This window comes from Kitasatospora sp. NPDC051164 (assembly GCF_044455625.1).
Lineage (GTDB): Bacteria > Actinomycetota > Actinomycetes > Streptomycetales > Streptomycetaceae > Kitasatospora.
Map to the genome: position 1 here is coordinate 1 of NZ_JBITFB010000001.1, position 25467 is coordinate 25467.

General features: G+C 72.6%; 20 protein-coding genes and 1 pseudogene. 8 read left to right on the forward strand and 13 right to left on the reverse strand.

Translation table 11 applies throughout. From position 1 onward, the window contains the following. Positions 1-238: pseudogene (locus tag ACIBEC_RS00005) on the forward strand (IS30 family transposase); the annotation flags it as partial. A gap of 84 nt (positions 239-322) precedes the next feature. On the opposite strand, the gene ACIBEC_RS00010 reads toward ACIBEC_RS00005, so the two are convergent. From ACIBEC_RS00010 to ACIBEC_RS00030, 5 genes are all read right to left on the reverse strand, one after another. Further along, positions 323-1342 carry a LacI family DNA-binding transcriptional regulator gene (locus ACIBEC_RS00010; RefSeq protein WP_360489696.1) on the reverse strand — a complete coding sequence of 340 codons (1020 nt, stop codon included), beginning with the start codon at positions 1340-1342 and terminating at the stop codon, positions 323-325. A gap of 25 nt (positions 1343-1367) precedes the next feature. Next, positions 1368-3083, reverse strand: a complete 1716-nt coding sequence (locus tag ACIBEC_RS00015; protein WP_360489698.1) for a glycoside hydrolase family 13 protein — start codon at positions 3081-3083, stop codon at positions 1368-1370. A 65-nt stretch (positions 3084-3148) separates the two neighbouring features. Then, complete coding sequence (locus ACIBEC_RS00020; protein ID WP_360489700.1) at positions 3149-4054, reverse strand: carbohydrate ABC transporter permease; 906 nt, start codon at positions 4052-4054, stop codon at positions 3149-3151. Between the two features lie 40 nt (positions 4055-4094). After that, positions 4095-5096, reverse strand: a complete 1002-nt coding sequence (locus ACIBEC_RS00025) for a sugar ABC transporter permease (protein ID WP_360489702.1) — start codon at positions 5094-5096, stop codon at positions 4095-4097. Between the two features lie 171 nt (positions 5097-5267). Beyond that, positions 5268-6545: an extracellular solute-binding protein gene (locus tag ACIBEC_RS00030; protein WP_360489704.1), complete on the reverse strand. Its 1278-nt coding sequence runs from the start codon at positions 6543-6545 to the stop codon at positions 5268-5270. Between the two features lie 310 nt (positions 6546-6855). Between ACIBEC_RS00030 and ACIBEC_RS00035 the strand changes: the two genes are divergently transcribed. Next, on the forward strand, positions 6856-7374 hold the full coding sequence (locus ACIBEC_RS00035) for a GNAT family N-acetyltransferase (RefSeq protein ID WP_360489706.1): 519 nt from the start codon (positions 6856-6858) through the stop codon (positions 7372-7374). Positions 7375-7468: 94 nt separating this feature from the next. Here ACIBEC_RS00035 and ACIBEC_RS00040 read toward each other — a convergent pair whose 3' ends face one another. Both ACIBEC_RS00040 and ACIBEC_RS00045 read right to left on the reverse strand, forming a co-directional pair. Beyond that, positions 7469-8548, reverse strand: coding sequence for an aldose epimerase family protein (locus ACIBEC_RS00040; protein WP_360489708.1), 1080 nt, complete (start codon positions 8546-8548; stop codon positions 7469-7471). 283 nt (positions 8549-8831) lie between these two features. After that, a complete protein-coding gene (locus ACIBEC_RS00045; RefSeq protein WP_360489710.1) occupies positions 8832-11834 on the reverse strand; it encodes an AAA family ATPase in 3003 nt (1000 codons plus the stop codon). 310 nt (positions 11835-12144) lie between these two features. Between ACIBEC_RS00045 and ACIBEC_RS00050 the strand changes: the two genes are divergently transcribed. The 3 genes from ACIBEC_RS00050 to ACIBEC_RS00060 all read left to right on the forward strand — a co-directional run bounded on the left by ACIBEC_RS00050 (position 12145) and on the right by ACIBEC_RS00060 (position 15621). After that, positions 12145-13092, forward strand: a complete 948-nt coding sequence (locus tag ACIBEC_RS00050; protein WP_360489712.1) for a terpene cyclase — start codon at positions 12145-12147, stop codon at positions 13090-13092. 438 nt (positions 13093-13530) lie between these two features. Further along, positions 13531-15054, forward strand: a complete 1524-nt coding sequence (locus ACIBEC_RS00055; RefSeq protein ID WP_360489714.1) for an aldehyde dehydrogenase family protein — start codon at positions 13531-13533, stop codon at positions 15052-15054. Between the two features lie 243 nt (positions 15055-15297). Further along, the gene (locus ACIBEC_RS00060; RefSeq protein ID WP_360489716.1) at positions 15298-15621 is read left to right on the forward strand and encodes a nuclear transport factor 2 family protein; all 324 of its coding nucleotides are present in this window, start codon (positions 15298-15300) and stop codon (positions 15619-15621) included. Between the two features lie 47 nt (positions 15622-15668). On the opposite strand, the gene ACIBEC_RS00065 is transcribed toward ACIBEC_RS00060, so the two are convergent. Then, positions 15669-16889 carry a serine hydrolase domain-containing protein gene (locus ACIBEC_RS00065; RefSeq protein WP_360489718.1) on the reverse strand — a complete coding sequence of 407 codons (1221 nt, stop codon included), beginning with the start codon at positions 16887-16889 and terminating at the stop codon, positions 15669-15671. A gap of 103 nt (positions 16890-16992) precedes the next feature. Between ACIBEC_RS00065 and ACIBEC_RS00070 the strand changes: the two genes are divergently transcribed. The 3 genes from ACIBEC_RS00070 to ACIBEC_RS00080 all read left to right on the forward strand — a co-directional run bounded on the left by ACIBEC_RS00070 (position 16993) and on the right by ACIBEC_RS00080 (position 20468). After that, complete coding sequence (locus tag ACIBEC_RS00070) at positions 16993-17511, forward strand: NUDIX domain-containing protein (RefSeq protein WP_360489720.1); 519 nt, start codon at positions 16993-16995, stop codon at positions 17509-17511. Between the two features lie 88 nt (positions 17512-17599). Then, entirely contained in the window at positions 17600-18508 is a 909-nt protein-coding gene (locus ACIBEC_RS00075) for a TetR/AcrR family transcriptional regulator (RefSeq protein WP_396287636.1), read from the forward strand. A gap of 139 nt (positions 18509-18647) precedes the next feature. Next, positions 18648-20468 carry a hypothetical protein gene (locus ACIBEC_RS00080; protein WP_360489722.1) on the forward strand — a complete coding sequence of 607 codons (1821 nt, stop codon included), beginning with the start codon at positions 18648-18650 and terminating at the stop codon, positions 20466-20468. Positions 20469-20632: 164 nt separating this feature from the next. On the opposite strand, the gene ACIBEC_RS00085 is transcribed toward ACIBEC_RS00080, so the two are convergent. The 5 genes from ACIBEC_RS00085 to ACIBEC_RS00105 all read right to left on the reverse strand — a co-directional run bounded on the left by ACIBEC_RS00085 (position 20633) and on the right by ACIBEC_RS00105 (position 25413). Continuing rightward, positions 20633-21670, reverse strand: coding sequence for a TetR/AcrR family transcriptional regulator C-terminal domain-containing protein (locus ACIBEC_RS00085; RefSeq protein ID WP_396287637.1), 1038 nt, complete (start codon positions 21668-21670; stop codon positions 20633-20635). A gap of 106 nt (positions 21671-21776) precedes the next feature. Then, positions 21777-22487 (reverse strand): spermidine synthase, encoded by a 711-nt coding sequence (locus tag ACIBEC_RS00090; RefSeq protein ID WP_360489726.1) that lies wholly within the window; start codon positions 22485-22487, stop codon positions 21777-21779. Positions 22488-22635: 148 nt separating this feature from the next. Then, the gene (locus tag ACIBEC_RS00095) at positions 22636-23790 is read right to left on the reverse strand and encodes a putative sulfate exporter family transporter (RefSeq protein ID WP_360490655.1); all 1155 of its coding nucleotides are present in this window, start codon (positions 23788-23790) and stop codon (positions 22636-22638) included. Between the two features lie 59 nt (positions 23791-23849). Next, on the reverse strand, positions 23850-24431 hold the full coding sequence (locus tag ACIBEC_RS00100) for a cysteine dioxygenase family protein (protein ID WP_360489728.1): 582 nt from the start codon (positions 24429-24431) through the stop codon (positions 23850-23852). Between the two features lie 76 nt (positions 24432-24507). Next, positions 24508-25413, reverse strand: a complete 906-nt coding sequence (locus ACIBEC_RS00105) for a LysR family transcriptional regulator (RefSeq protein WP_360490658.1) — start codon at positions 25411-25413, stop codon at positions 24508-24510. Between the last annotated feature and the right edge of the window lie 54 nt (positions 25414-25467).

Sequence of the window (25467 nt, forward strand, 5' to 3'; positions counted from 1 at the left end):
CGGCTCGTTCACCGTCGCCACCGGCGTCCCGGTCTACTTCTGCGACCCCGCCAGCCCCTGGCAGCGCGGCTCGAACGAGAACACGAACGGCCTGCGGCAGTACTTTCCGAAGGGCACAGACCTGTCCGTCCACACCCCGGAGGACTTGGTCCACGTCGCCGCCCAGCTCAACGGCCGCCCACGCAAAACGCTCGGCTGGGAAACCCCAGCCGAGCGCCTGCATAAACTCATCGCGGCCCAAACAACCGACCACGTGTTGCAACGACCCCTAGAAACCGCCAACTGCCCTCCGGGGCCCTTCCCTTGGCCCTACGGCCGACGCTCAGCGCGCGCAGGCCCCGGTGGACCCGCGCATCACCAGCTCCGGCTGGAACATGAACTCGCCGCGCTGGGCCGCGTTTCCGCCGACCTCCTCCAGCAGCGCGTCCACCGCCGCCGTGGCCATCGCCTCGACCGGCTGGCGGATCGTGGTCAACGGCGGCTCGGTGAAGGCGATCAGCGGCGAGTCGTCGAAGCCGACCACCGACACGTCCTGCGGCACCGACAGCCCACGCTGGCGCACCGCCCGGATCGCTCCGAGCGCCATCATGTCGCTCCCGCAGACGATCGCCGTGCAGCCCTTGTCGAGCAGCGCGCCGGCCGCCGCGTGTCCGCCCTCCACGCTGAAAAGCGTGTGGTGGACGAGGTTCTCGGCCTCCTCCTGGGTGCGCCCGAGCACCTCCCGCATCGCCGCCGTGAAGCCTTCTATCTTGCGCAGCACGGGCACGTACCGGCGCTGCCCGACGGCCAGCCCGATCCGCTCGTGCCCGAGTTCGGCCAGGTGCTGGACGGCCATCCACATCGCGGCCCGGTCGTCCGGTGAGATGAACGGCGCGTCGACCTTGTCGCTGAACCCGTTGATCAGCACGAACGGCACCCCGCGCCCGGACAGCCGCGCGTAGCGGTCGTGGTCGGCCGTGGTGTCGGCGTGCAGCCCGGAGACGAAGACGATGCCCGCCACGCCCCGGTCCACCAGCATCTCCACCAGTTCGTCCTCGGTGGATCCGCCCGGAGTCTGGGTGCACAGCACCGGCGTGTAGCCGTGCCGGCTGAGCGTCTGCTCGATCACCTGCGCCAGCGCGGGGAAGATCGGGTTGCTCAACTCCGGTGTGATCAGGCCGATCAGCCCGGCGCTGCGCTGGCGCAGCCGGGTCGGCCGCTCGTACCCGAGCACGTCGAGCGCCGCCAGCACCGTCTGCCGGGTGGCGGCGGAGACGTTCGCCTTGCCGTTGAGCACGCGGGAGACGGTGGCTTCGCTGACCCCCGCCTGTGCCGCGATGTCTGAGAGTCGCGCCGTAGTCACGGTCCCAGAGCCTATTGCAACCACGTCAGACCGCCCACCAGCCGGTGCTGTCCGGAGCGAGCACCGTCTCGCCGCCGTCCACCACGAGGTCGGCCGAGGCGAGCAGCAGTGTGCCCGGGGCCGCGATCCGCACCGGCTCGCCGGTGGTGTTCACGGTGCAGATGAAGGAGCCGCGGCGGAAGGCGAGGGTGCCGTCGGGGCCGTCCAGCCACTCGACCTCGGTGCCGGCGCCGAGGTCGGCCTGCGCCCGGCGGACGGCCAGCGCGCTGCGGTAGAGCTCCAGGGTGGAGGACGGGTCGCCGGTCTGCGCCTCGACGCTCAGCTCGGCCCAGGCGGCCGGCTGGGGCAGCCAGGACGGCCCGCCGGCCACCGGTCCGAAGCCGTACGGGGCCTCGGTGCCGGACCAGGGGATCGGGACGCGGCAGCCGTCGCGGTAGCCGTCCTGTCCGGCCTGGCGGAAGAACGACGGGTCCTGGCGCACCTCGTCGGGCAGGTCGGTGACGTCCGGCAGGCCGAGTTCCTCGCCCTGGTAGACGTACGCGGAGCCGGGCAGCGCGAGCATCAGCAGGGTGGCGGCGCGGGCGCGGCGCAGGCCGAGTTCGCGGTCGCCGGCGGTGCGGATCTGGGTGCCGAGGCCGGGCTCGTTGGCGAAGCGGGTGGCGTGCCGGGTGACGTCGTGGTTGGACAGCACCCAGGTGGTGGGAGCGTCGACCGGGCGCATCGAGTCGAGCGAGACGTCGATCACCTCGCGCAGCGCGGCGGCGTCCCAATCGGTGCCCAGGTACTGGAAGTTGAAGGCCTGGTGCAGCTCGTCGGGGCGGACGTAGTTGGCGGTGCGCTGGACGGTGGGGGTCCAGGCCTCGGCGACGCCGATCCGCTCGCCAGGGTACTCGTCGAGGATCTTGCGCCAGCTGCGGTAGATCTCGTGCACACCGTCCTGGTCGAAGAACGGCATGACGTCGTTGCCGAGCAGCTTGAGCTGGTCGGCGCCGCCGAGGTCGGGCAGGCCGGGGGCCTTGACCAGGCCGTGGGCGACGTCGATGCGGAAGCCGTCCACGCCCATGTCGAGCCAGAAGCGCAGGATCGAGCGGAACTCGTCGGCGACGGCCCGGTTCTCCCAGTTGAAGTCGGGCTGCTCGGGGGCGAACAGGTGCAGGTACCAGTCGCCGGGGGTGCCGTCCGGGTTCTCCGTGCGGGTCCAGGCCGGGCCGCCGAAGATGGACTCCCAGTCGTTGGGCGGCAGTTCGCCCTTCTCGCCCTTGCCGGGGCGGAAGTGGTAGCGGTCGCGCAGCGGCGAGCCGGGGCCCTCGCGCAGGGCGCGCTGGAACCACTCGTGCTGGTCCGAGGAGTGGTTGGGGACCAGGTCGGTGATGATCCGCAGCCCCAGCTCGTGGGCGTCCCGGATGAGCGCGTCGGCGTCCAGCAGGGTGCCGAACATGGGGTCCACCGCGCGGTAGTCGGCGACGTCGTAGCCGGCGTCCGCCTGCGGCGAGGCGTAGAACGGCGAGAGCCAGACGGCGTCCACGCCGAGATCCCGCAGGTAGGGCAGGCGGCTGCGGATGCCGGGCAGGTCGCCCATGCCGTCGCCGTTGGAGTCGGCGAAGCTGCGCGGGTACACCTGGTAGATGACCGCGTCCCGCCACCAGTCTCTGGACGCGACGCCGGTCACAGGGGCCGGGGTGGCCGCCTCGTGAGCGGTCTCGGCGGCAGGCCGGGAGGTGTCGGCCAGGTTCTGGGTCATGGACGGTATCCCTTGGGGATCGGAGGAGCGGGGAGCCTTGCGCGCGAGGTTTTCCGCGTCAGGCGTCACGACTTGGAGGCACCGGCGGTCAGTCCGGTGACCAGGTGGCGCTGCACCAGGTAGAAGAAGGCCGCGGACGGGATCGCGATCAGTACCGCGGTCGCGGCCATCAGGTTCCACTGGGCGTCGTGCTCGCTGACGAAGGTCTGCAGGCCGACGGCCAGCGTGTACTTGTCGGAGCTGAGCATGAACGTCGAGGCGAACGGCACCTCGGCCCAGTAGGTGAGGAAGGAGTAGAAGGCGGCGACCGCCAGGCCCGGACGGGCGAGCGGCAGCACCAGCCGCCAGAAGGTGCCGAACGGGCTGAGCCCGTCGACCCGGCCGGCCTCGTCGATCTCCACCGGGATGGTGTCGAAGTAGCCCTTCAGCAGCCAGGCGCAGTACGGCACGGTGGTGGTCGAGTAGACCAGGATCAGACCGGAGTAGCTGTCCAGCAGGCCGAGTTCGGAGAGCATCGTGTACATCGGCACGATCAGCACCGCGATCGGGAACATCTGGGTGACCAGCAGCGACCACATCAGCGGCTTGTGCCCGGGGAACTTCATCCGGGAGACGGCGTAGCCGGTGGTGGCGGCGAGCAGGACGCCGAACACGGTGGTGACGCCGGAGACCAGCAGGGCATTGCCGAACCAGGTGAAGAAGTCGGTGTCGGACAGCACGTGCTGGTAGTTCGACAGCGTGAGCTTGTCGAGGATCTGGCCGGGGTGGAGGTAGTCGGTCTTGTCCGGGCCGAGCGAGACGAAGAGGATCCACGCGACCGGGAACAGCGCGATCAGGCTGGCCACGATCAGGGTGCCGTGGGACAGCGCCCGGGCCAGCGGGCTGCTCTCGCCGCGGCGGCGGACCTTGGCCGGCCGGGCAGTCGGGGCCGCAGTCGCCGCGGGGGCCGGGCGTTCGGTGGTGGTGCTCATCGGGGTTACCTGCCTTCGTGGGTCAACTGGGTCCGGGGCCTCAGCCGTTGGCCTGCTCGTTACGGGCGAGCCAGCGCCGGTAGAAGGCGGTGAAGACGATCAGGATGGACAGCAGGATCACGCCGTACGCGGCGGACCCCGCGTAGTCCCGGGGGATCTGGCCGAAGCCGAGGCGGTAGGCCCAGGTGACCAGCAGCTGGGCGTCGGGCGCACCGGTGCCGAACAGCAGGAAGATGACGTTGAACTGGTTGAACGTCCAGATCACGCCGAGCAGGACGACGGTGGAGGACACGGTGCGCAGCCCGGGCATGGTGACGTACCGGAAGCGCTGCCAGGGCGTGGCGCCGTCCATCTCGGCGGCCTCGTACAGCTCGGCCGGGATCGACTGCAGGCCGCCGAGCAGCGAGATCATCATGAACGGCACACCGGCCCAGGTGTTCACCAGGATCGCGGCCGCCTTCTGCGCCCACGGGTCGGTGAGCCAGCCGGGCTCGGGCAGGTGCAGGGCGGAGAGGATGCCGTTGACGACGCCGCCGTCGGCGAGCATCAGGCGCCAGGAGAAGACGGTGACGAAGGTCGGCACGGCCCAGGGCAGGATGAGCAGCAGCCGGTAGGCGGCGCGCCCGCGCAGCTTCTTGTTGAGCAGCAGGGCGAGGCCCAGGCCGAGGGTGTAGTGCAGGAAGACGCAGATCGCCGTCCAGGCGATGGTCCAGACGAAGTGCGACCAGAAGCGGTCGTACGAGCCGGGGCCCCACAGGATGTCGGCGTAGTTGTGGAAGCCGACGAAGTTGTAGCTGGCCGGGATCTCGTTGACGCCGATCGTGCGGGCGACGTTGAGGCTGTTGGCGTCGGTGAGGGTGAGCCAGACGCCCTCGACGAGCGGGTAGAGCACCAGCGCGCCGAGCACCAGTACGACCGGGGCGATCATCGCGTAGGCGTACCAGTGCTTGGCGTAGGAGCGCTTGACGCGTTCCAGCAGGCCCGGACGCTGCTCGCGTTCCCGGTTGCCCTTGCCGGTGGCGCCCTGCACGGCGACTGACATCGTTTGCACCTTCTCGGGGGGATTCTCGGGGGAGCCGACGAGCCCGGCCTGCCGGGGCGACGAATGACGGCGAACAGCAGACAACTGACAGATGATGAAATCTGTTCGCTGTTATCCGTTCGCCGTCATTCGTTCACTGTCATCCGTCGGCCGGCAGGCCGGGCACGGGGACTACTTGGCGAAGCCCGGCAGGAGCTTGGCGTAGTCGGTGGCGACGGTGTTCAGCGCGTCCTGGGTACCGGTGCCCTGGACGGCCTTGCCCAGGTTGGTGCCGAGCGAGGCGAACAGCGAGCTGTACTCGGGCAGTTCGGGGCGCGGCTTGGCGCTGTTCAGGATGCCCTGGAAGCCGGCGATGCCCGGGTCGGCCTTGACGTCGGCGGTGAAGGCGTCGGAGCGGGTCGGCAGGGTGGAGTTCTTCTGCGCGATGAACGCCTGGCTCTCGGCCGAGGTCATGAAGGCGGCGAACTTCTCGGCGGCGGCCTTGTGGGCCTTGTCGGCACCGGCGTAGACGGAGATGTTGTGGCCGCCGGTGGGGGCGCCGGCCTTGCCCGCGGAGCCGCCGGGGACGGCGGCGATGCCGAGGTTGGCCTTGTCGGCGAAGGCCGAGCCCTTGTAGATGTTGGTGATCTCCCAGGGACCCTGGATGATCGCCGCGACCTTGCCGCTGTTGAAGGCGTCCATCATGTGCGCGTAGGCGTCGGTGGTGATGTCGGCCTTGGCGGTGCCGGGCGAGGTGAACATCGTCTTGTAGGTCTCGACGGCCTTGGCGGCCTCCGGCGAGGTGACGGTGATCTTCTTGCCGGCGGCGTCGACGGTGTCGGTGCCCTCGCCGAACAGGAACGGCATCGCGTAGTAGCCGTCGGCGGCCTTCAGCCAGAAGCCGTCCACGCCGGCCTTGTCCTTGACGGCGGCGGCGTCGGCCTTCAGCTCGTCCCAGGTCTTCGGCGCCTCGGTGATACCGGCCTTGGTGAACAGCTCCTTGTTGTAAAGCAGGCCGAGGGTGTCGGTCACCAGCGGGACGCCGTACAGCTTGCCCTCGTACTTGGCCTGCTGGATCAGGCTGGGCTGGAAGGCGGAGGTGTCGGCGGCGGCCGGGGTGCCGTCCAGCGGCTCGAGGTAGCCGGCCTTGGCGAAGGCGGCGGTCCAGCCGACCTCGGAGCGGAACACGTCCGGAGCGCCCTTGGCCCCCATGGCGGTCTGGAGCTTGTTCTGCGCCTGGTCGAACGGGACGTTGACGAAGTCGACCTTGATGTTCGGGTTGGCGGCCTCGAACTTCTTGACGAGCTCCTGGTAGTTCGGCGCCTCGTTGGTGGCGTTCGACGTGTCCCAGTACGTGAGAGTGACCGGCCCGTCGGCCTTGCCGTTCGAGCTGGAGCCGCTGCTGCCACAGGCAGCCATCGAGACCGCGAGGGCCACAACGAGGGCAGAGGCCGCGATGCCACGCCGCATGAGAACTCCTTGGGAGGGTGGGGGTGCCCGAGATGTTCGGAGACAGGCGCATAATGGCTGCCTCGTGCCGACCGCACCTTTGCTGCCGTCGGGCTCGGGAAGGAAGTTAACAGCGGTGAAAGATCCACGGAAAGTCCTTGCAGAAAGTTTCTGCAAGAAACCGCGATCGTTACACCCGCGTGTCCTGGACGTTGCCGCACGGTAGTTGATGACCGCACCGATTGACCCCGTTCGTCCGATTCACCCCACCCCCGGATGACCGACGGGACCACCGTGCGTGGCTGAAAGCCGTTTGCAGCAGACTGGACGCATGCGCATCCGAGCCGTCACCAGCGACGAACTTCCGCTGCTCGCCGAGCTGGAACGGGCCGCCGGTGCTCCCTTCGCCGCGATCGGCATGCCGGAGATCGCCGAGGACGAACCCCCGGCCCCGCAGGAGCTGGCGTCCTACCTGGAACGAGGCGTCGCCCTGGCCGCCGAGGCCCCCGACGACTCGGTCGCCGCCTACCTGCCGGCCGAGCCGGTGGACGGCGCGCTGCACATCGAGCAGGTCTCCGTCCACCCCGACCACGCCCGCCGCGGCATCGGCCGGGCACTGATCGAGCACCTCGCCGCGACCACCGACGCCCCGGCACTCACCCTGACCACCTTCGCCGAGGTGCCCTGGAACGCCCCCTACTACGCGCGCTGCGGCTTCCGCCCGCTGAGCGACGCCGAGGTCACCCCGGGCCTGCGCGGGATCCGCCGCAAGGAGGCCGAGCACGGCCTGGACCGCTGGCCCCGGCTCTGCATGCGCCGGGACCTGCGACCGCGACCCGCCCAGCCGTGACGCGCCCAGCCGCGATCCGCGCAGCCATGAGCCGCCAGGCCACGACCCGCCAGGCCATGAGCCGCCAGGCCGTGACCCGCTAGGCCGTGACCCGCTAGGCCGTGACCCCCTGGTTCGTCCCCAGCCGCAGCACCGTCGTCGAGCGGAACTCCTCCCCCGGCCGCAGCACCGTGCTCGGGAACGCCGGGTGGTGCGGGGAGTCCGGGAAGTGCTGGGTCTCCAGCGCGATCCCGGCGAACGGCCCGTACGGGACGCCGCTCGCGCCGGTGACCGCGCCCTGGAACTTGTTCGCCGTGTAGACCTGGATGCCCGGCTCGGTGGTCAGCACCTCCAGGGTGCGGCCGCTGACCGGGTCCTCCAGCAGCGCCGCCCGCGCCGGACTGCCGTCGGCGGGCCGGGGGCGCAGCACCCAGTTGTGGTCGTAGCCGCCCGGCCCGACCAGCTGCGGGTGCCGGTCGTGCACCGACTTGCCGATCGGCGTGGCCACCGTGAAGTCGAACGGCGTGCCGGCCACCGGCTCGGTCCGCCCGTACGGGATCTGCCGCTCGTCGGCCGGGGTGTATTCGTCGGCGTCCAGGGTGAGCAGGTGGCCGAGGACGTCGCCGACGCCTTCACCCGCAAGGTTGATGTACGCGTGGTTCGTCAGATTGACGACGGTCGGTTTGTTGGTGACCGCGCGGTAGGCGATCACCAACTCGCCGGAGGCGTCCAGCGTGTAGTCGACGGTGACGTCCAGCGCGCCCGGGAAGCCCTGGTCCCCGTCCGGGCTGTGCAGCCGCAGCCGCACCCCGTCCTCGACCGGCTCGGCCGCCCAGATCCGGTGCGCGAAGCCGTCCGGCCCGCCGTGGATGGTCATGCCGCCGCCGGTCCGGGCGAGCTGGTGCTCCTCGCCGTCGATGGTGACCGACGAGCGGTCGATCCGGTTGGCGTACCGGCCCACCACTGTGCCGTAGTGCCGGGCCGGGCCCAGGATCTGCGCCAACTCGTCCGTGGCGAGCAGCAGTTGGGCGGGACGACCGGAACGGTCCGGCGCGCTCAGGGTGTGCAGGGTGGCACCGAGGGTGAGCACGCTCGCCTCGTACGGGCCGGCCGTGAGCGTCCAGCGCCCGATCGCGGCACCCGCGCCCGAGGGGTCGAGGGGTTCGTGCCGAACGCTGGTGGCCTCGCTCGCCATGGCCTGCTCCTCACTGTCGGCCGCGCCTGGGGCGCCCGCCGCTTCCTGGTCCCGTCGAGGGGTCACCGCGGCAGCCCCGTGCCCGTCAGCCTAGCGACGGAGGCACCGGCGAGGGCGCACCCTCGCCAACGCGCGCCGCCCGTACGCGACGGCCGCCCTGACCGATCGCCACCACCGCAACCGCCACCGCCACGCGCCGGACGACCGGCCACCTCACGTGAGACGACGGACCGCCTCACGCGAGACGACCGGCCGCCCCGGGCGAGACCGCCGACTCCGACTCCTACTCCTCGCCCTCCAGCCGGGTCGCCTCCCGCTGCTGCGGCGGCAGCCCGAGCGCCGAGGCCAGCCCCTCCGGCCCGCTGCCCGCCTTGCGGTAGACCGCCGCCAGCCGCCGGTTGACCAGGCTGATGTGCAGTCCGAGCTCGTCGGCGATCCGCTGCGGCGGCAGGCCCTGCACCGCCCGCTGGGCGATCTCCAGCTCCGGGCCGCTGAGCGTGTCCCGGACGTCTCGCAGTCCCAGCCGGTTGGGCCGCAGGCCGTAGTTGGCCAGCTCCCGCCGGGCCTGGTCGACCAGGCCCTCCGCGGAGCAGTGCTGGGCCAGCTCGATGCCCTGGTACAGGTACTCCTGGGCGTCCTCCAGTCGCCCGACCCGGCGCAGCGCGGCGCCGAGGTCGACCAGCGCGACGGCGTGCTCGTAGCCGGCCGGGGACTGCCCGAGGTGCAGCACGGCCTGCTCCAGCAGCTCGACCGCCTGCTGGCCGTCCTCGACCTGAGCCTGCAGCCGCAGGGCGGTCCCGATCGCGGAGGCGGTGCCGAAGGCGCGCGCGTCCCGGACGGCCTTCTGGGAGTACTCGCGGGCGCGCTCGGGCTCGTCGTCCGCGAGCGCGACGGCGAGGTGGCCGGCCCAGGGCGCCCAGACGGTGTTGTGCCAGCCGCGGACCTCCAGCCAGGCGCCGGCCTCGGTGAGCGCGGCGGCGGCGCCCGCGTGCCGGTTCTTGGCGATCAGCAGCTTGCCGTACAGCGAGGCCGCGTCCGGCAGCACCATGGCGGTCGCGTGGTAGGGCGGGTGGAAGCCGAAGTCGTTGGCCAGCTCCCAGGCCTCGTCGACGCGGCCGCGGGCGATCAGGGTGTCCACCAGCACGCCGACCGCGTCCCAGGCCAGCGGCAACTTCTCCCCGATCCGCTCGGAGATGCGGTACGCCCGGCGCAGGAAGTCCTCGGCCTCGGCGAGCAGGCCGCGGCGGAACCGGGCCAGCCCCATCAGGAAGTACGCGAAGCCCCGGTGGGCGCCGCTCCAACCGGCCACCTCGAACTGGATGATGGCGTCGGCGGCCAGCCGCTCGGCCTGGGCGACGCGGTCGTTGTAGATGTACGTGAGGCCGAGCATCGAGGGCAGCTCGAAGCCCCAGGTGGTGTCGGTCCAGCCGAGTCCCTTGGGCAGCCGGCCACCGTCGAGGACCTCGTCGGCGAGGGCGAGCGCCTCGTTGGAGGGCGCGCCGCGCAGGGTGAGGTCCCAGGCCCGCATGGCGAGCACGGCCCGGTCGGCGGCCTCCCGGCCGGTGAGGCCGCTGCACATCTCGCCGAGCCGGGCGGAGCGGCCGGGGCCGTCCTCCTCGGACTTGCGGAAGGCGTGCCACATGAAGGAGGCGGCCTGCAGCCGCTGGCGCCCCGCCGGGTCGTGGGTCTTCTGCGCCTCGTCCTGGCAGACCAGCGCGGCCTGGCGCAGCTCGCCGCTGTGCGCGAGCACCTCGGAGAGCCGGAAGGTGGCGTCCACCCGCAGTTCGGGGCGCAGCGGCACCTCGTCGGGGTCGAGGGCGAGCTTGAGCTGGTTGACGGTGGCGACGGGGTCGGTGAGCAGGGCGGAGCAGCCGAGTTCGTACAGCACCTCGGCCTTGATCTCGTCGGCGGGCGGCTCGTTGAGTGCGCGGTTCAGGCAGCGCTGGGCGGCCTCGGGGGCGCCGATCAGCTGGTGTTCGACGGCGGCGCGGCGCAGCTTCTTGACGATCCGGTCGTCGCCCTCGCCGGAGTGGGTCTCGACGAGGTGGCGGGAGGCGGCGAGCAGGCCGAGTCCGGCGTTCTCGATCTCGACGGCGGCGATGCCGTGCATGCCGAGGCGGGTGGCGTCCGGCATGGTGTTGTAGATCGAGCTGGCGATCAGCGGGTGGACGAACTCGAGGTTCCCATTGGGGGCCTGGGTGAGCACGCGCTGTTTGCGCAGTTGCTTGATGGAGTCGCGGGCCCCCTCGGTGCTCTGGGTGGAGATCCGGGTGGCGAGGTCGATCCGGATGTCGGTGCCCAGCATGGCGCAGGCCCAGGCGAAGCGCAGGGTGGCGGCGCCGAGCTGGTCCAGCCAGCTCTTGAGGGTCATCCCGGTGGCGTCGACGGCGAGTTCGCGCAGTTGCCGGGAGTTCTCCTCGACCGGTTCGAGCTCCTGGTCGCGGACCTGGTCGAGCAGGCGACCGGCCTCGAAGGGGTTGCCGTTGACGACGTTCCAGAACTCGTAGCAGAAGGCGTCCTCGGCCTTGTCGCCGAGTTCGGCGCGGATCATGTCGGTGACGGAGCTGAGGTTGAGTCGGTTGAGCTCGTGCTTGCGGCCCTTGAGGCCGATGATGTCCCGGCGGAACTCCTGGGTCGCGGCGGGCCAGTCGCTCTCGTCCTCGCGGAAGGCGAAGACCAGCAGGACGGGCAGCTCGCCGGAGCGGACGGCGAACTTGGCGAGCCAGGAGAGGGATTCCGCGTCGGCCCAGTGCAGGTCGTCGACGATCATCACCATCGGTGCTCGGCGCGGTGCGAGCTGGGTGAGGACGTAGTCGAGGCCGTCGCGCACGCCCTGCGGGTCGAGGCGGCGGGCGCCGGCCTTGGGCTGCTTGAGGCCCATGGCCGGTCCGACGACCTCCTCCCAGGTGCCCATGACCTGGCGGAACACGTCCGGCCGAAGGTTGGTGAGCACCGGCTGGAGCAGCTGGCGCAGTACGTGGTAGGGCTCCTTGAACTGGCGTTCGCCACCTCGGGCGAACAGGACGGTGGCGCCCTCGCGTAGCCTGGCGATCCGTCGGACCTCCTGCAGCAGGGTGGTCTTGCCGATGCCGGGCCGGCCGGAGAAGGCGAGCAGGTCGCCGATCTCGGTGCCGCCGGCGGCGAATTCGCGGCAGAGCCGGTCGACGGCGGTTTCCACCGAGCGCAGTTCGGCGTCGCGGTCGCGCAGCCGGACCCGGGGCGCGGTGTCGTCGCCGTCCCGGCCGGAACCGGATCCCGTCCGAACGTCGTTCTCCTGCTCGGTCACCGTCGCGCCTCCGCCTCGCCCGATCGCGTCACAGCTCCATCACTGCGTGGAGCCGAGGGTAGCGCTGCGCGGGCCTCACCGTGTGGCATTCGTGCAGGCTGGGGCAGACGGTGAGGGTTCGGACGGCTTGCCAAGGGCAATTGCCCTATATCCCTAACGTCCGATCATTACATCCGATACCCTACGGCCCTCGAGGCGCAGATGATCTTGCCGGACCCACCCGCACCACCTCCGCCTCGCCGCGTCAACTCCCCCCACGGTCAATGATCGAACCACAAGCGCCCCCACCCTCCGCTGCACCGGGAGTCCGATGTCTGACGACAACTCACTTCAGATCCCGTTCCCGCACCGCCGCAGTCCGCACGGCCCGCAGGCCACCGCGCTGCACCGCGACTGGCTGATCCGCCACCCCCTGCTGCCCGACGCCGACCACCCCGGCTACGCGCACTGGGAGGTAGTGGACCTCGCCGCGCTGGGCTACCCGGACGCCGGACCGGACGAACTCGCCCTGGCCGCCGACCTGATGGGCTTCTACTTCCTCTTCGACGACCAGTTCGACGGCCCGCTCGGCCGCCGCCCTTCGGAAGTCGCTCCGATCTGCGAACGCCTGATCGCCGTCCTGCACGGCGCCCGTCCCGACCAGGGCTCCGCGATCGAGACCGCCTTCGCCGACCTCTGGAACCGCAGCACACACGGCATGCCCGCGCGCTGGCAGGCCCGCGCCGCGTACAACTGGGAGTACTACCTGGCCAGCCACCCGGCCGAGGCGGCCGGCCGGATCTCCGCCCGCCCCCCGGACCGGGACGGCTACCTGCAGCTCAGACGGGGCACCGCGGCGATGGAGACCATCTTCGACATGGTCGAACGCATCGGCCAGTTCGAGGTCCCCGCCGCCGTCCTGCACCACCCGGTGCTCCGTCAACTCCGCCAGCTGGCCGCCGACATACCGTCACTCAGCAACGACGTACGCTCCTACCCGCTGGAGGCGCCGCGCGGCGACGTCAACAACCTGGTGATGATCGTCCAGCGCGAGCGCCGCTGCTCGGCCGAGGAAGCCTGCACTGCGGTCATCGCGGAGGCCCAGCTGATGGTCGAGCGCTGCGCCGACCTGCACGAGCGACTTCCCGACGTCTACCGCGAGTTGGGCCTGTCCCGGATCGAACGCGCGATCGCCCAGCGGTACGCGGACGGGCTGCTCACCTGGCTGGCGGGCTACCTCAGCTGGGAGGCCCGCACCGGCCGGTACCACGCGGTCTGACGTCCGCCCGCCGGGCCCCCGGCCGCCGCGCGCCGACCCGCAGCCGACCGGGGCAGCCGGCCGACGAAGCCGACGCGCCGACGCGCCGACGCGCCGGACCGCGCCACAGTGACCGACGGTGGCGCGGTGACCGACGGTGGCGCGGTGACCGACCGTGCCCAAGTGACCGACCGTGCCGACCTGCCCGACCGTGCCGATCTGCCCGGCCGAGCCCGCGAGAACGACCGGAACGCGCACCCTCCGTACGGAACGGGCGCACGGACCGTAGCCGCGCCGCGCGCCCGGCGGCTATCGTGCTCGACGGCGGGCGCCCCCGGGCGTCCGGCCCGTGTGCGTGTCCTTACCCTCCCGCCGGGCCGCCCCGACCGGGCGGTCCGGCGCGCCGCCATCGGCCACGCGGCCCGGGCGGCGCCCGACGTCGCGAGGAGACACCAGAGCATGACGGTCTACCAGCCCCCCGGCACGCCCGGCAGCATCGTCGCCTACCGCTCCCGGTACGAGCACTGGATCGGCGGCGGATGGACGCCCCCGGTGCGCGGCGCGTACTTCGGCGACCCGACCCCGGTCACCGGCGAGGTGTTCACCGAGGTCGCTCGCGGCACCGCCGAGGACATCGAGGCCGCCCTGGACGCGGCCCACGCCGCCGCCCCCGCCTGGGGCCGCACCCCGGCCGCCGAGCGGGCCCAGGTGCTGCTGCGGATCGCCGACCGGATGGAGGCCAACCTGGAGCAGCTGGCGGTCGCGGAGAGCTGGGAGAACGGCAAGCCGGTGCGCGAGACGCTGGCCGCCGACCTCCCCCTCGCCGTCGACCACCTGCGCTACTTCGCCGGCGCGCTGCGCGCCCAGGAGGGCAGCCTCTCCCAGCTGGACGAGGACACGGTGGCGTACCACTTCCACGAGCCGCTGGGCGTGGTCGGCCAGATCATCCCGTGGAACTTCCCGATCCTGATGGCGATCTGGAAGCTCGCCCCCGCGCTCGCGGCCGGCAACGCGGTGGTGCTCAAGCCCGCCGAGCAGACCCCGGCCTCGGTGCTGCTGCTCGCCGAGCTGACCGCCGACCTGCTGCCGCCCGGCGTGCTCAACATCGTCACCGGCTTCGGCGAGGAGGCCGGCGCCCCGCTCTCCGCCAGCCCGCGGATCCGCAAGCTCGCCTTCACCGGCGAGACCTCCACCGGCCGGCTGATCGCCCGCGCGGCGGCCGACAACCTGATCCCGGTCTCCCTGGAGCTCGGCGGCAAGAGCCCCAACGTGTTCTTCGCGGACGTCGCCGCCGCCTCGGACGCCTTCTACGACAAGGCCGTCGAGGGCTTCGCGATGTTCGCCCTCAACCAGGGCGAGGTCTGCACCTGCCCCAGCCGCGCGCTGATCGACTCCTCGATCTACGAGCGGCTGCTCGCCGACGGCCTGCAGCGGGTGCGCGCGATGCGCCAGGGCGACCCGCTGGACACCGACACCCAGGTCGGCGCCCAGGCCAGCGCCGAACAGCTGAAGAAGATCCTCTCCTACTTCGAGATAGGCCAGACCGAGGGCGCCAAAGTCCTCACCGGCGGCGAGCGGGCCGACCTCGGCGGCGCCCTGGCCGGCGGGTACTACGTCACGCCGACGGTCTTCGAGGGCGACAACTCGATGCGGGTCTTCCAGGAGGAGATCTTCGGCCCGGTCGTCTCGGTGACCCGTTTCGACGGCTTCGAGCAGGCGGTCGCGCTCGCCAACGACACCCAGTACGGGCTCGGCGCGGGCGTGTGGACCCGCAGCCTGAGCACCGCCCACCGGGCCGGACGCGCCATCCAGGCGGGCCGGGTCTGGACCAACTGCTACCACGCCTACCCCGCGCACGCGGCCTTCGGCGGGTACAAGAACTCCGGCATCGGACGGGAGAACCACAAGGCGCTGCTGGAGCACTACCAGCAGACCAAGAACCTGCTGGTCAGCTACTCCCCCGACGCGGTCGGCTTCTTCTAGGCCGGCCCTGCGGAAATGTGGAGCGGGAGACGGTTCCGGTCTCCCGCTCCACCGCCACTCCCCGCGGCGGGCACTCGGGTCGAGCCATCGCTCGGGTCAAGCCGTGGGGCCGAATCACCCGTTTCGTGATCCAAGCACATGAATCCTGCCATTTTCCCGACGCGCCGCCGACATGCCCGGACGGCCCCCGCGAACGTCGTAGACAGGATTCCCCGACCCCTCACCCGTCTCCGGGAGTCCCACATGACCATCGCCCCCGCCAAACTCACCGACCCCGCCGTCCGCGCGTTCGTCACCGCGATCAACGCGGGCGACCGCGAGGCCTTCTTCGCCTTGCTCGCGCCGGACGCGGCCATGTCCGACGACGGTTCCGAGCGCGAGCTGGCGGACTGGGTCGACCGGGAGATCTTCGGCCCGAACGGCCGGATGGCCGTCCAGACCGAGTCGAACGGCGGCCACGCGCTCGTCGCCGAGTTCACCAACGACACCTGGGGCATGATGCGCACCGCGTGGCGCTTCACCGTCGAGGGCGGCAAGATCCGCCGCTTCGACACCGGCCAGGCCTGAACCCAGCAGGCGCAGGACGGCTTCCGGGCTCAGGACGGTCTGCGGGCTCAGGACAGCCCCAGGCACCCCCGCACCGCGCGGATCAGGTTCCGCGAGCGGATGTCCCCGGTGACGCCCGGCTGCATGCCGTTGGTGACGTATCCGAAGCCCAGCCCCAGCTCCGGGTCGGCGAAGCCCAGCGAACCGCCCCGCCCGGGGTGCCCGAAGCTCGCCGGGGAGGCCATCGGCGCGGTCGGGCCGTGCCGCCAGAAACCCAGGCCGAAGGTGGAGTTGACGATCAGCACCCGGTCGGGGCCGTGCACGGCCGGCCCGACCGCGCGGGTCAGCACCTCGGGTCCGAGCAGCGGCGGCAGCAGTGCGCCGGAGCCGTCGGGGCGGTCGGCCGCGCCGATCAGGGCCGCGTAGAACCGGGCCAGCGAACGGGCGGTGCCGATGCCGCCGGCGCCGGGGATCTCGGCGGCCTGCACCGCCGGGTCGTTGAGGTCCACCCCGGGGCGCACCGAGGCAAAGGACCGCGCGGTCAGCGAACTCGGGTCCTCGTAGGCGTCCCGGACGGACTGCTTGGGCCGCAGCCGCAGCCCGCTCGGTCCGGTCCGGGCCGCCTCCGGGGCGGGCAGGTCGACCAGCTTGCCGACCCGCGGCGCGGCCCCGGCCGGCAGCCCGATCCACAGGTCCAGTCCGAGCGGCCGGGCGATCTCCTCGGCGAAGTACTGTCCGATCGTCCGATCGCTCACCCGCCGCACCACCTCGCCGACCAGCCAGCCGAAGGTGTACGGGTGGTAGCCGTGCGCCGTGCCGGGCTCCCAGGCGGGCGTCTGCGCGGCGACGGCGGCGGCGGCACGCTCCCAGGTGAGCACGTCCTCCAACCGCAGCGGCACGTCCAGCGCGGGCACCCCGGCCCGGTGCGAGAGCAGCCAGCGCACCGGCACCCCGCCCTTACCCGCCGCCGCGAACTCCGGCCAGTACGAGGCCACCGGCGCGTCCAGGTCCAGCAGTCCGCGTTCGACGGCCAGCAGCGCGGTGGTCGCGGTCAGGCCTTTGGTGACCGAGCGCAGCACCTGCGCGGTGTCCGCCGTCCACGGCACCGCCGGCGCGGGCCGCCCGCCGACCTCGGGCCGGGCGTCGCCGCCCCACAGGTCGACCACCTTGCGGCCGTGCGCGTACAGCGCGAAGGCCGCGCCGAGCTCGCCGTACTCGGCGAAGTTCCGTGCGAAGGCCGCCCGTACGGGCTCGAACCCCTCGGCCGTCTCGCCCCAGATCTCCACCATCGCGCGCCGCTTTCACCCCGGTAACGATCGTCATGGTCCACCCGCGTTCGAAGGATCGTGAAGATCCGTTCGAGTCGGGCCCCGAAACCCTAACCTGTCCGTCATGACCAACCCTGCCGAAGAACTGCTGGACATCGTCGACGAGCACGACCGGGTGATCGGGACCGCCCTGCGCGGCGAGGTCTACCGGCGCGGCCTGATCCACCGCTGCGTCTTCATCCTGGTCCGCGACCCGGCCGGACGGATCTTCGTCCACCGCCGCACCGACACCAAACTGTTCGCCCCCGGGGCGTACGACATGTTCGTCGGCGGCGTCGTCGGCTCGGGCGAGACCTACGCCGAGGCCGCCGTCCGCGAGGCCGAGGAGGAACTCGGCGTCCACGGCATCGTCCCGCGCCCGATGTTCAAGTTCCTCTTCCGGGAGCCCGACGGTGGCAAGCTCACCTGGTGGTGCGACATGTACGAGGCCGAATGGGACGGCCCGGTCGACCCGCAGGAGTCCGAGGTCGCCTGGCACACCTGGCTCACCCCCGACGAACTCGCCGAGCGCCTCGCCCGTGACACCTTCGTCGCCGACGGCCGCGAGGCCTACCGCCGCTATCTGGACTTCCGGGCCGCGTAGACGGCCGCAGACGCCGCGTGGACGCTGCACAGCCGCCGCACGGACGGCCGCATGGGCCCCCGGACCACCGCCGGATAGGCTGGCGCGCATGGCCTCCCGTACGCCGTCCCCGACGGCCGACCGCGCAGCACGGACCTCCGCACCCGCCCGGGCGGCGGCGGGTGACCGGCCCCGTCGGCGGCTGAGCGTGGACGAGCGGCGGGAGCAGCTGATCGCCGTGGCGCTGGAGCTGTTCAGCCGGCGGCCGCCGGAGGAGGTGTCCATCGACGACATCGCCGCCGCCGCGGGCGCCTCCCGGCCGCTGGTGTACCACTACTTCCCCGGCAAGCAGGCGCTGTACGAGGAGTCGCTGCGGCGGGCCGGCCAGGAGCTGTCGGCCCGCTTCGAGGAGCCCATGGAAGGGCCGCTGTCGGAGCGGCTGTACCGGGTGATGGGCCGCTACCTGGACTTCGTGCAGAGTCACGGGCCGGGCTTCGCGGCGCTGCTGCGGGGCGGCTCGGTGGCCGCCAGCGCGGGCACCTCTGCGGTGATCGACGAGGTCCGCCGGGCCGCGCAGGAGCAGATCCTGGCCCACCTGGCGATCCCCTCGCCCAGCCCGGCGCTGCGGCTGACCGTCCGGGCCTGGATCGCCAACGCCGAGATCACGTCGCTGGAGTGGCTGGGCGAGCGCTCGGTGCCGCTGGAGGAACTGCAGCTGCACCTGGTGCAGGAGTTCGTCGCGGCACTCACCATCACCGCCGCCCGGGAGCCGGCGCTCGCCGCCGAGCTCGCCTCCTTCTTCGCCGACGAGCGCCCGCAGGGACCGACCGGGCGTCTGGTGCGGGACCTCGCCGGGCTGCTCGCCGTCCCGGGGACCCTCGACGCGCTCACCGCGCTCGCCACCGAGGCCGCTGAGGCCGCTGAGGCCACTGAGGTTGGGGAGGCCGCCGAGGTTGCCGAGGCCGCGGGTGCCGCCGAGGCCACCGAGGAGCCCCCGCCGGCGCACTCGTCCGAGTGATCATCCGGTCATCCTGCGGTTCGGTCAGGACGGCGGGCTCTGATAGGAATGGGCAGGGATCTGACGGCGCGCCGCCGCGACCGGCCCGATTCCACCCGAACCACCGACGGCAGACGGAGCAGAGCGGGGGGCTCACCAGTTGACCCAGGACGTCCAGTTCAGTGCGGAGGCCAACCCCTTCGCGGCAGCCGAGCAGGTCTGCGCGACCCTCGGCACGCTCACCGACGCCCTCTTCGACGAGCACACCTCGCGCCACCCGGCGGCCTCGCTGAGCGCCCTGCGCGCGACCGCGCACCCCGCCGCCGAGGCCCTGTTCGGCCTGCCGCTCGCCCCCAACGGCCCGGTGCACGCCGCCCTCGACCGGCTCGGCACGGTGATCACCGTCGGCTCCGCCCGGCCCGGCACCGGCGCCCGGATCGCCGACCGGGTGATCGACGCGCTGCAGTCCCGCTACGGCGGCGGACCGGTGCGCGGCGCCATCGCCGACCGGGGCACCACCTCGGCCGCGCTCTTCCAGCTGCCGGTCACCGGTGAGTTCGCCGACGCCATGCTGCGCCCGCCGTTCGCCCCGGCGCTCGCCGCGCTGGCGGCCGGACAGCAGACCCGGCAACCGGTCGAACTGCCCACCGACGCGGGCACCGAGGTCCGGCTGGTCGTCCCGCCCGGCTTCCACCCGCTGACCTCCCCCGGCGGGCCCCCCGGGGTCTCCGCCCGTACGGTGCCCCCGCTGCCCGCCGACGCGGACCCGGCCGACGGGACCGCCCCGGCCACCGCGGCGGCGGCCGCCGAGCTGTCCGGGCACCTGGCGGAGGTCGCCGAGGAACTGTTCAGCGCCACCGGTACCGAGCCGCGCCGCGACTTCGCGGTGGTCGCCGCCACCCTGGCCGACCTGATCCAGGACGCGGGCGTCGCGTACGCGGGCGTCTGCGCCCTCGAGCTCGACGACCGCACCTCGGACGCCGCCCTCGTCATCTCGCTCGCCCGGCACCCGCTGCCGATCACCGCGCTCGCCACCGAGCTGGCCACCGTCCGGCGGCACGCCGAGGTGTGGACGGTCCTGCTGCCGGCCGGCCCGGCCGCCGTCCTGGTCGAGGGACGGACCGTCCCGGTGCCCGGACCGCTGGCCGCCGACGGGCAGCGACGCTGGGTGGTCACCTCGGCCGTCCAGGCCTTCGTACCGCTGCCGGACGGCGGGACGGTGCTGTGCGCCCAGCTGTCCACGGCGCGGCCGGAGGACTGGGAGCTGTACACCGAGGCGTTCGCGGAGCTGCTGAAGAGCATCCAGTTCGGCTGGGACGGCGAGCCGGCCCCGACCGGCGCCGCGCCCGCCGCCGTGCCGGCTCCCCCTCAGGCACCGACACCTGAACCGATGCCGGTCGAGGAGACGCAGACGCAGACGCAGACGCAGACGCAGACGGAGGAGCCCACGGAGCTGCCCGTCCACCTGCGCGGCACGCCGGTGCGGGTTCCGCCCGCAGACTTCAACCCCTTCGCGCCGGTCGCCGAGTCGTCCACCACCGAGGCCGAGCCGACCGCGGAGGACCGCCCGAAGGGCACGCCGGTCATGGTCCCGCCGCCGGACTTCGACCCCTTCGCCATGCCGGACCTGCCGTCCACACCGGCCGCCGCGCCCGCAGCGCAGCCCGCCGCCGCCGACCCGTTCGGCACGACGGTCGCGGCCGACCGGCAGAGCGACCCGTTCGGCACCACCCTCGCCCCACAGGGCCCGGCCATCCCGCCGCCGCCGTCGACCCCGCCAGTCATCCCGGCGCCCGTAGCGGCAGCAGTCGCGGCGGAGGCTGCGGACGAGGAGGAGGCCCCGCGCAAGGGCACGCCGGTCATGGTCCCGCCGCCGGACTTCGACCCCTTCGCCATGCCGGACTTCCCGTCCACGCCGGCGAAGGAGCCCGAGGCAGCGGCGGACGCGAACGCGACGCCGGAGCACCGTCCGTTCGGCTGAGCCCGGCAGCTGCGCGCGCGAGCAGGGAACGGCGAACAGACGACACGTCACGGGTGACGGGTCACAGCTGACAGGTTTCAGATTTCAGATTTCGTTCGCTGAAATCTGAAACCTGAAATCTGATACCTGTCACCGGTCAGCCGTCGCCTGCCCTCCGCCACCCGTCACGCGCGCCGCCGCTCGATCACCGCCGCGATCCCGTCCAGCATCCGCGCCATCCCGAACTCGAACAGCGCCTCCAGACTCAGGTCGATCTCCGGACCCCGGTTCATCGCGTCGAACATCGGGAACCGGTCCGGGTCCGACATCAGCCGGTCGTGGTCCTCGTCGTCCAGACGGTCCATCCACTCGTCCGCCGACAGCCCGCTGTCCTGTTCGGCCTGCGCCTCCCGCTCAAAGTGGACGGCCAGCCCGCACACGAACGCCGCCAGCGCGACGGAGGCCTGGGCCATCTCGTCCCGGCTCAGCCCCAGTCCCGCCAGCACCGCCATCGAGCGCTCGGTGTGCAGCGCCGCGTCCGGCGCGAGCACCGGCCGGGTGAAGGACATCGTGGACGCCAGCCACGGGTGCCGCCGGTAGATCCGCCATTGCAGCCGCGCGACCGACTCCAGCCCCTCCCGCCAGTCCGACGCCGACATCGACGCCGGCGGCTCGGGCAGCGGCTGCTCGCCGAAGGCCACGTCCAGCATGAGCCGCAACAGCTCGTCCTTGCCCGGCACATGACGGTAGAGCGACATCGTCGCGACCCCGAGGTCCGTCGCGACCCGGCGCATCGACAGCGCCGCCAGCCCCTCCACGTCCGCCACCCGGACGGCCGTCGCCACGATCCGCTCCCGGGTGAGGTCCCGCTCACCGCCGGCCCGCGCACGCCGAACGGCGGCCGGAGCCAACGCCGCAGCCGCCTCGGCCCCAGCCCCCTTCGCCCCGGCAACCTTCACCCCAGCCACCGCAGCCTCGACCGCTGCAGCCCCGGACGCCTTGGTCCCGACCACCACCGTCCCCACCCCCGGAACGGCGCGGACCAGCCCCTCTTCCCGCAGGCGGCTCAGCACCTTGGTCGCCGTGGCCATCGCCACGCCCCATTCCCGGGTGATCCGCCGGGTCGACGGCACCCGGGCCCCCGGCGCCAACTCCCCTGCCACGATGCGCCGTCGAAGCTCGGCCGCGATCCGCTCCGAGGGAGTACCGCTCTCAGCCACCACCCACCACCGCCCGCCAGACCCTCCACTGCCCCAGGGAGAAGTCCCATGGGAGAAACCCCAGCAGCCGATCCCCGCCAACCGCCGTTCGCGTCGGCCGGGTTCGCTCTCAGCCCGCGCGCCGCGCCAGGTGCACCACGTCCGGCACTCCCCGGGACACCGGGATCTCGTGCGTCACCACGTCCGAGAAGCCCGCCCCCCGCAGCGCCTCCTCGAAGGCCTGCGACGGCTGGGCGCTCCACACCGCCAGCACCCCGCCCGGCTGCAGCCGGTGCCAGAGCACCGCGAGTCCGTCCGCGCCGTAGAGCCCGTTGTTGGAGTCGGTGACGGTCCAGTCAGGCCCGTTGTCGATGTCCAGGCACAGGGCGTCATAGCGCTCGCCGTCCGCGGCCGCGAGGTACTCCAGCAGGTCGGTGTGGAGCACCGCGACCCGCTCGTCCTCGAGCGCGCCGTCCGAGAAGGCGCCGAGCGGGCCGTTCCGGTGCCAGTCGATGATCGCGGTCTCGCGCTCGACGATGGCGATGCGGCCCCAGCGCGGCTCGGCCGCCGCGTACGCGAGCGAGAAGCCGACCCCGAGGCCGCCGATCAGGACCGCCGGCCGCTCGGGCCGGCTGCCCGTACGGTCGAGTTCGTCCAGCGCGGCCTGGATCAGCAGTCGCTCCGAGCGTCCATCGGCGGTGTCCATGAGGAAGCAGCCGTTGGCGATGATCTCGAAGTGCCGTCCGCGCTGCCGCAGCACCACCTCGCCGAACGGGCCTTCCCGTCGGTCGAGCGTGACGACGGCCTCGGGGCCGTCCCGTTCGGGCAGTGCGGTGGTCATCCGTCCTCCTCGACGAACCCAGGCGAACTCGGGCGAACTCAAGTGAACTCGGGCGAACTCGACTGCGGACCGTCCCAGTGTGACCGCGGGACCGTCCCGGTGCGGACGAGTACCCGCCCGACAATAGCCGAGTCCGCACCGGGGCCCGTCAGGTCGTGATCAGTACCCCCGCGTAGGAGACGCCGGCCACGACCACCCAGGAACCGAGCCCGAGCAGGGCGATCCGCCCGCCGGTACGGATCATGGTCGGCAGGTGCACGGCGCTGCCGAGGCCGAACAACGCGGCGGCGAGCAGCAGTTCCTGGGCGTCTCCGGCCAGGCCGAGCGCCCGCTCGGGCAGCACGCCGGTGGTCCGCAGGACGATCATCGCGAGGAACCCCGCCACGAACAGGGGCACGATCGGCGGACGGCTCCCGGTCTTCACCGAATTCGCAGCCGCCCCCTCCGGCGCCCCCGACAGCGGTCCCGCCGGCGGTCCTTCCAGCGGTTCCGCCATCGCCCCCGCCGGCGGTCCCCCGCCCGAGGCCCCACCGGAGCCCGCACCCACCGCCTGCGCCACCCGCGCCACCCGCGCCGCCTGCGCCGCCTGCGCCGCCCGCAGGTTCCGCCGCACCGCGACGGCCACCCCCGCGACCAACGGCGCCAGCAGCACCACGCGCATCAGCTTGACCAGTACCGCCTCCCGCAGCGCCGCCGCCCCGCCGGTCTGCGCGGTGGCGACCACCTGTCCGACGTCGTGCACGCTCGCGCCGACCCAGCGCCCGAACTCCACGTCGCCGAGCCCGAGCGGCTGCTGGAGCAGCGGCAGGACGGCGATCGCGAGGGTCCCGCACAGGGTGACCAGCGCCACCGAAGCCGCGACGTCCTCCTCCTCACTGCCCGCGGCCTGGCTGACCGCGCCGATGGCCGAGGCCCCGCAGATCGAGTACCCGGTGGCGACCAGCAGTGGCTGGTCGCCGGGCAGGCCCAGCCGCCGGCCCAGCCAGAGCGTGCCGGCAAAGGTGGCCGCGACCACCACGATCACCATGGCGACGGTGGCCCAGCCGAGGCCGAGCACGTCGTCCAGGCTGAGTTTGAGCCCGAGCAGGACGATCCCGACCCGCATCAGCCGCTTCCCGGCCGTGGACAGGCCCGGCCGGGCGACCCCGCGGACCACCGGGCGCAGCCCGGGCAGGTGGGCTGCCGCCATGCCGAGCACGACGGCGGCGGTGAGCTTGGGCACGGCCGGCACCACGGCGTGGACGCCCAGGGCGGCGGCCACCCCGAGGGCCGCGAGCAGCAGTCCGGGGGCGTCTCCGCGCATCGGGGGCAGCGAGTGGGTACGGGCGGCGCGTTGCCGCAGGGTCAGTGCCACGCCGCCGCTCACTGCTCCTGGTCGGCGGGCAGCCGGTAGACCCGCCGGATGCTGGTGCCGAGCCGCGAGACGTCCGCGCCGTACACGTGGATGGAGATAGCCGTGCTGCTGCAGGAGTTGCGCACCAGGTGGATGTCGCCGGGCGGGGCGAAGGCGGCGACGGTGCCGGCCGGGCCGGCCACGTTCTCGGTCTCGACCAGCCGGGCGGTGCGACCGTCGGAGACCAGTCGGTAGCGGGTCTCGCTCTCCTGGCCGCGGTGGACGCCGGCCACGCACCAGGAGACGTGGTCGTGGATCGGGGTGTGCTGTCCGGGCAGCCAGACCAGGGCGACGACGGAGAAGCTGCCGTCCTCCTCGGCGTGCAGGACGTGCTGGCGGTAGCGCTGCGGGTCGCCCTCGCACTGGGCGGGGGTGAGCAGCGCGTCGGGCCCGTCCTGGTCGGCGTGCAGGTGCGGGGCAAGGCGCTCGCCGACCAGGTAGGCGGTGAGCTCTGGGGGCAGTCCGCGGTCCACGACGGCGCGGATCTCGCTGATCAGCGCGGTCATCCGCTCGGTGAGCCGGTCGCTGCCGACCGTGGCTGAGGGCGTCATGCCAGCAGGTTCGGCCCTAGCGACCTATCACGTCCAAGGAGGTTTTGTAAGCAATATCCCCACCAAGGCTTATATGTCAGCAGCCGACCCGGCTCGCCGCCGCCTGCCGCAGGTGGTCCAGGACCAGCCCGGTGGCCGGGATCCGGCGGTGCTCGCGCAGCACGTACGCGCTCACCTGCCGCCGCAGGTGCGGTTCGACGGCCCGCCCGGTGACCTTGCGGTGACACATGAAGGAGAGGACCAGCGCGGGCATCAGCGCGATCCCGACCCCGGCGGCGACGAGCGACTGCACCGCGAGGTTGTCGTCGGTGGAGAAGACGATGTCCGGCGCGAAGCCCTCCTCCGCGCAGACGTGCAGCAGATTGGCCCGACATCGTGGGCAGCCGGCGATCCAGCGCTCGCCGTCGAGGTCGGCGAGCCGTACGGCGTGCCGGCGGCCGAGCGGGTGCCCGACCGGCAGCAGCACCGTGAGCAGGTCCTCCATCAGCGGGATCTCGTCCAGCCCGTCCGGGACCTCGGTGGCCGCGCCCGGGTAGCGGAAGGCCAGCGCGATGTCGCATTCCCCGCGCAGCAGCCGCTGGACGGAGTCGGGTGGCTCGGCCTCCAGCAGCTCGACCCGTACGCCGGGATGCTCGGCCAGCAGCCGGGCCATCGCCTCGGGTATCAGGGTGGCGTTGGCGCTGGGGAAGGCGCAGACCCGGACCCGCCCGGCGCGCAGCCGGGCGAGCGCGGCGAGCTGCTGCTGGGCGGCGGACATGCTGCCGAGGATCAGCTCGGCGTGCCGGGAGAGCGCCTCGCCCGCTTCGGTGAGCCGCAGTCCGCGCCCGGCGCGGGTGAACAGCGGGACGCCGACGGTGCGTTCGAGCGCCTTCATCTGCTGGGTGATGGCGGGCTGGGTGTAGCCGAGTTCCCGGGCGGCGGCCGAGTAGGAGCCGGCCCGGACGACCTCGTGGAACGTCCTGATGTGCCGCGAGTCGAACACCGGCTCCATGGCCCTCCCGCCCGGGTCGTCGTCGTCCGGACCGTTCAGGCGGTC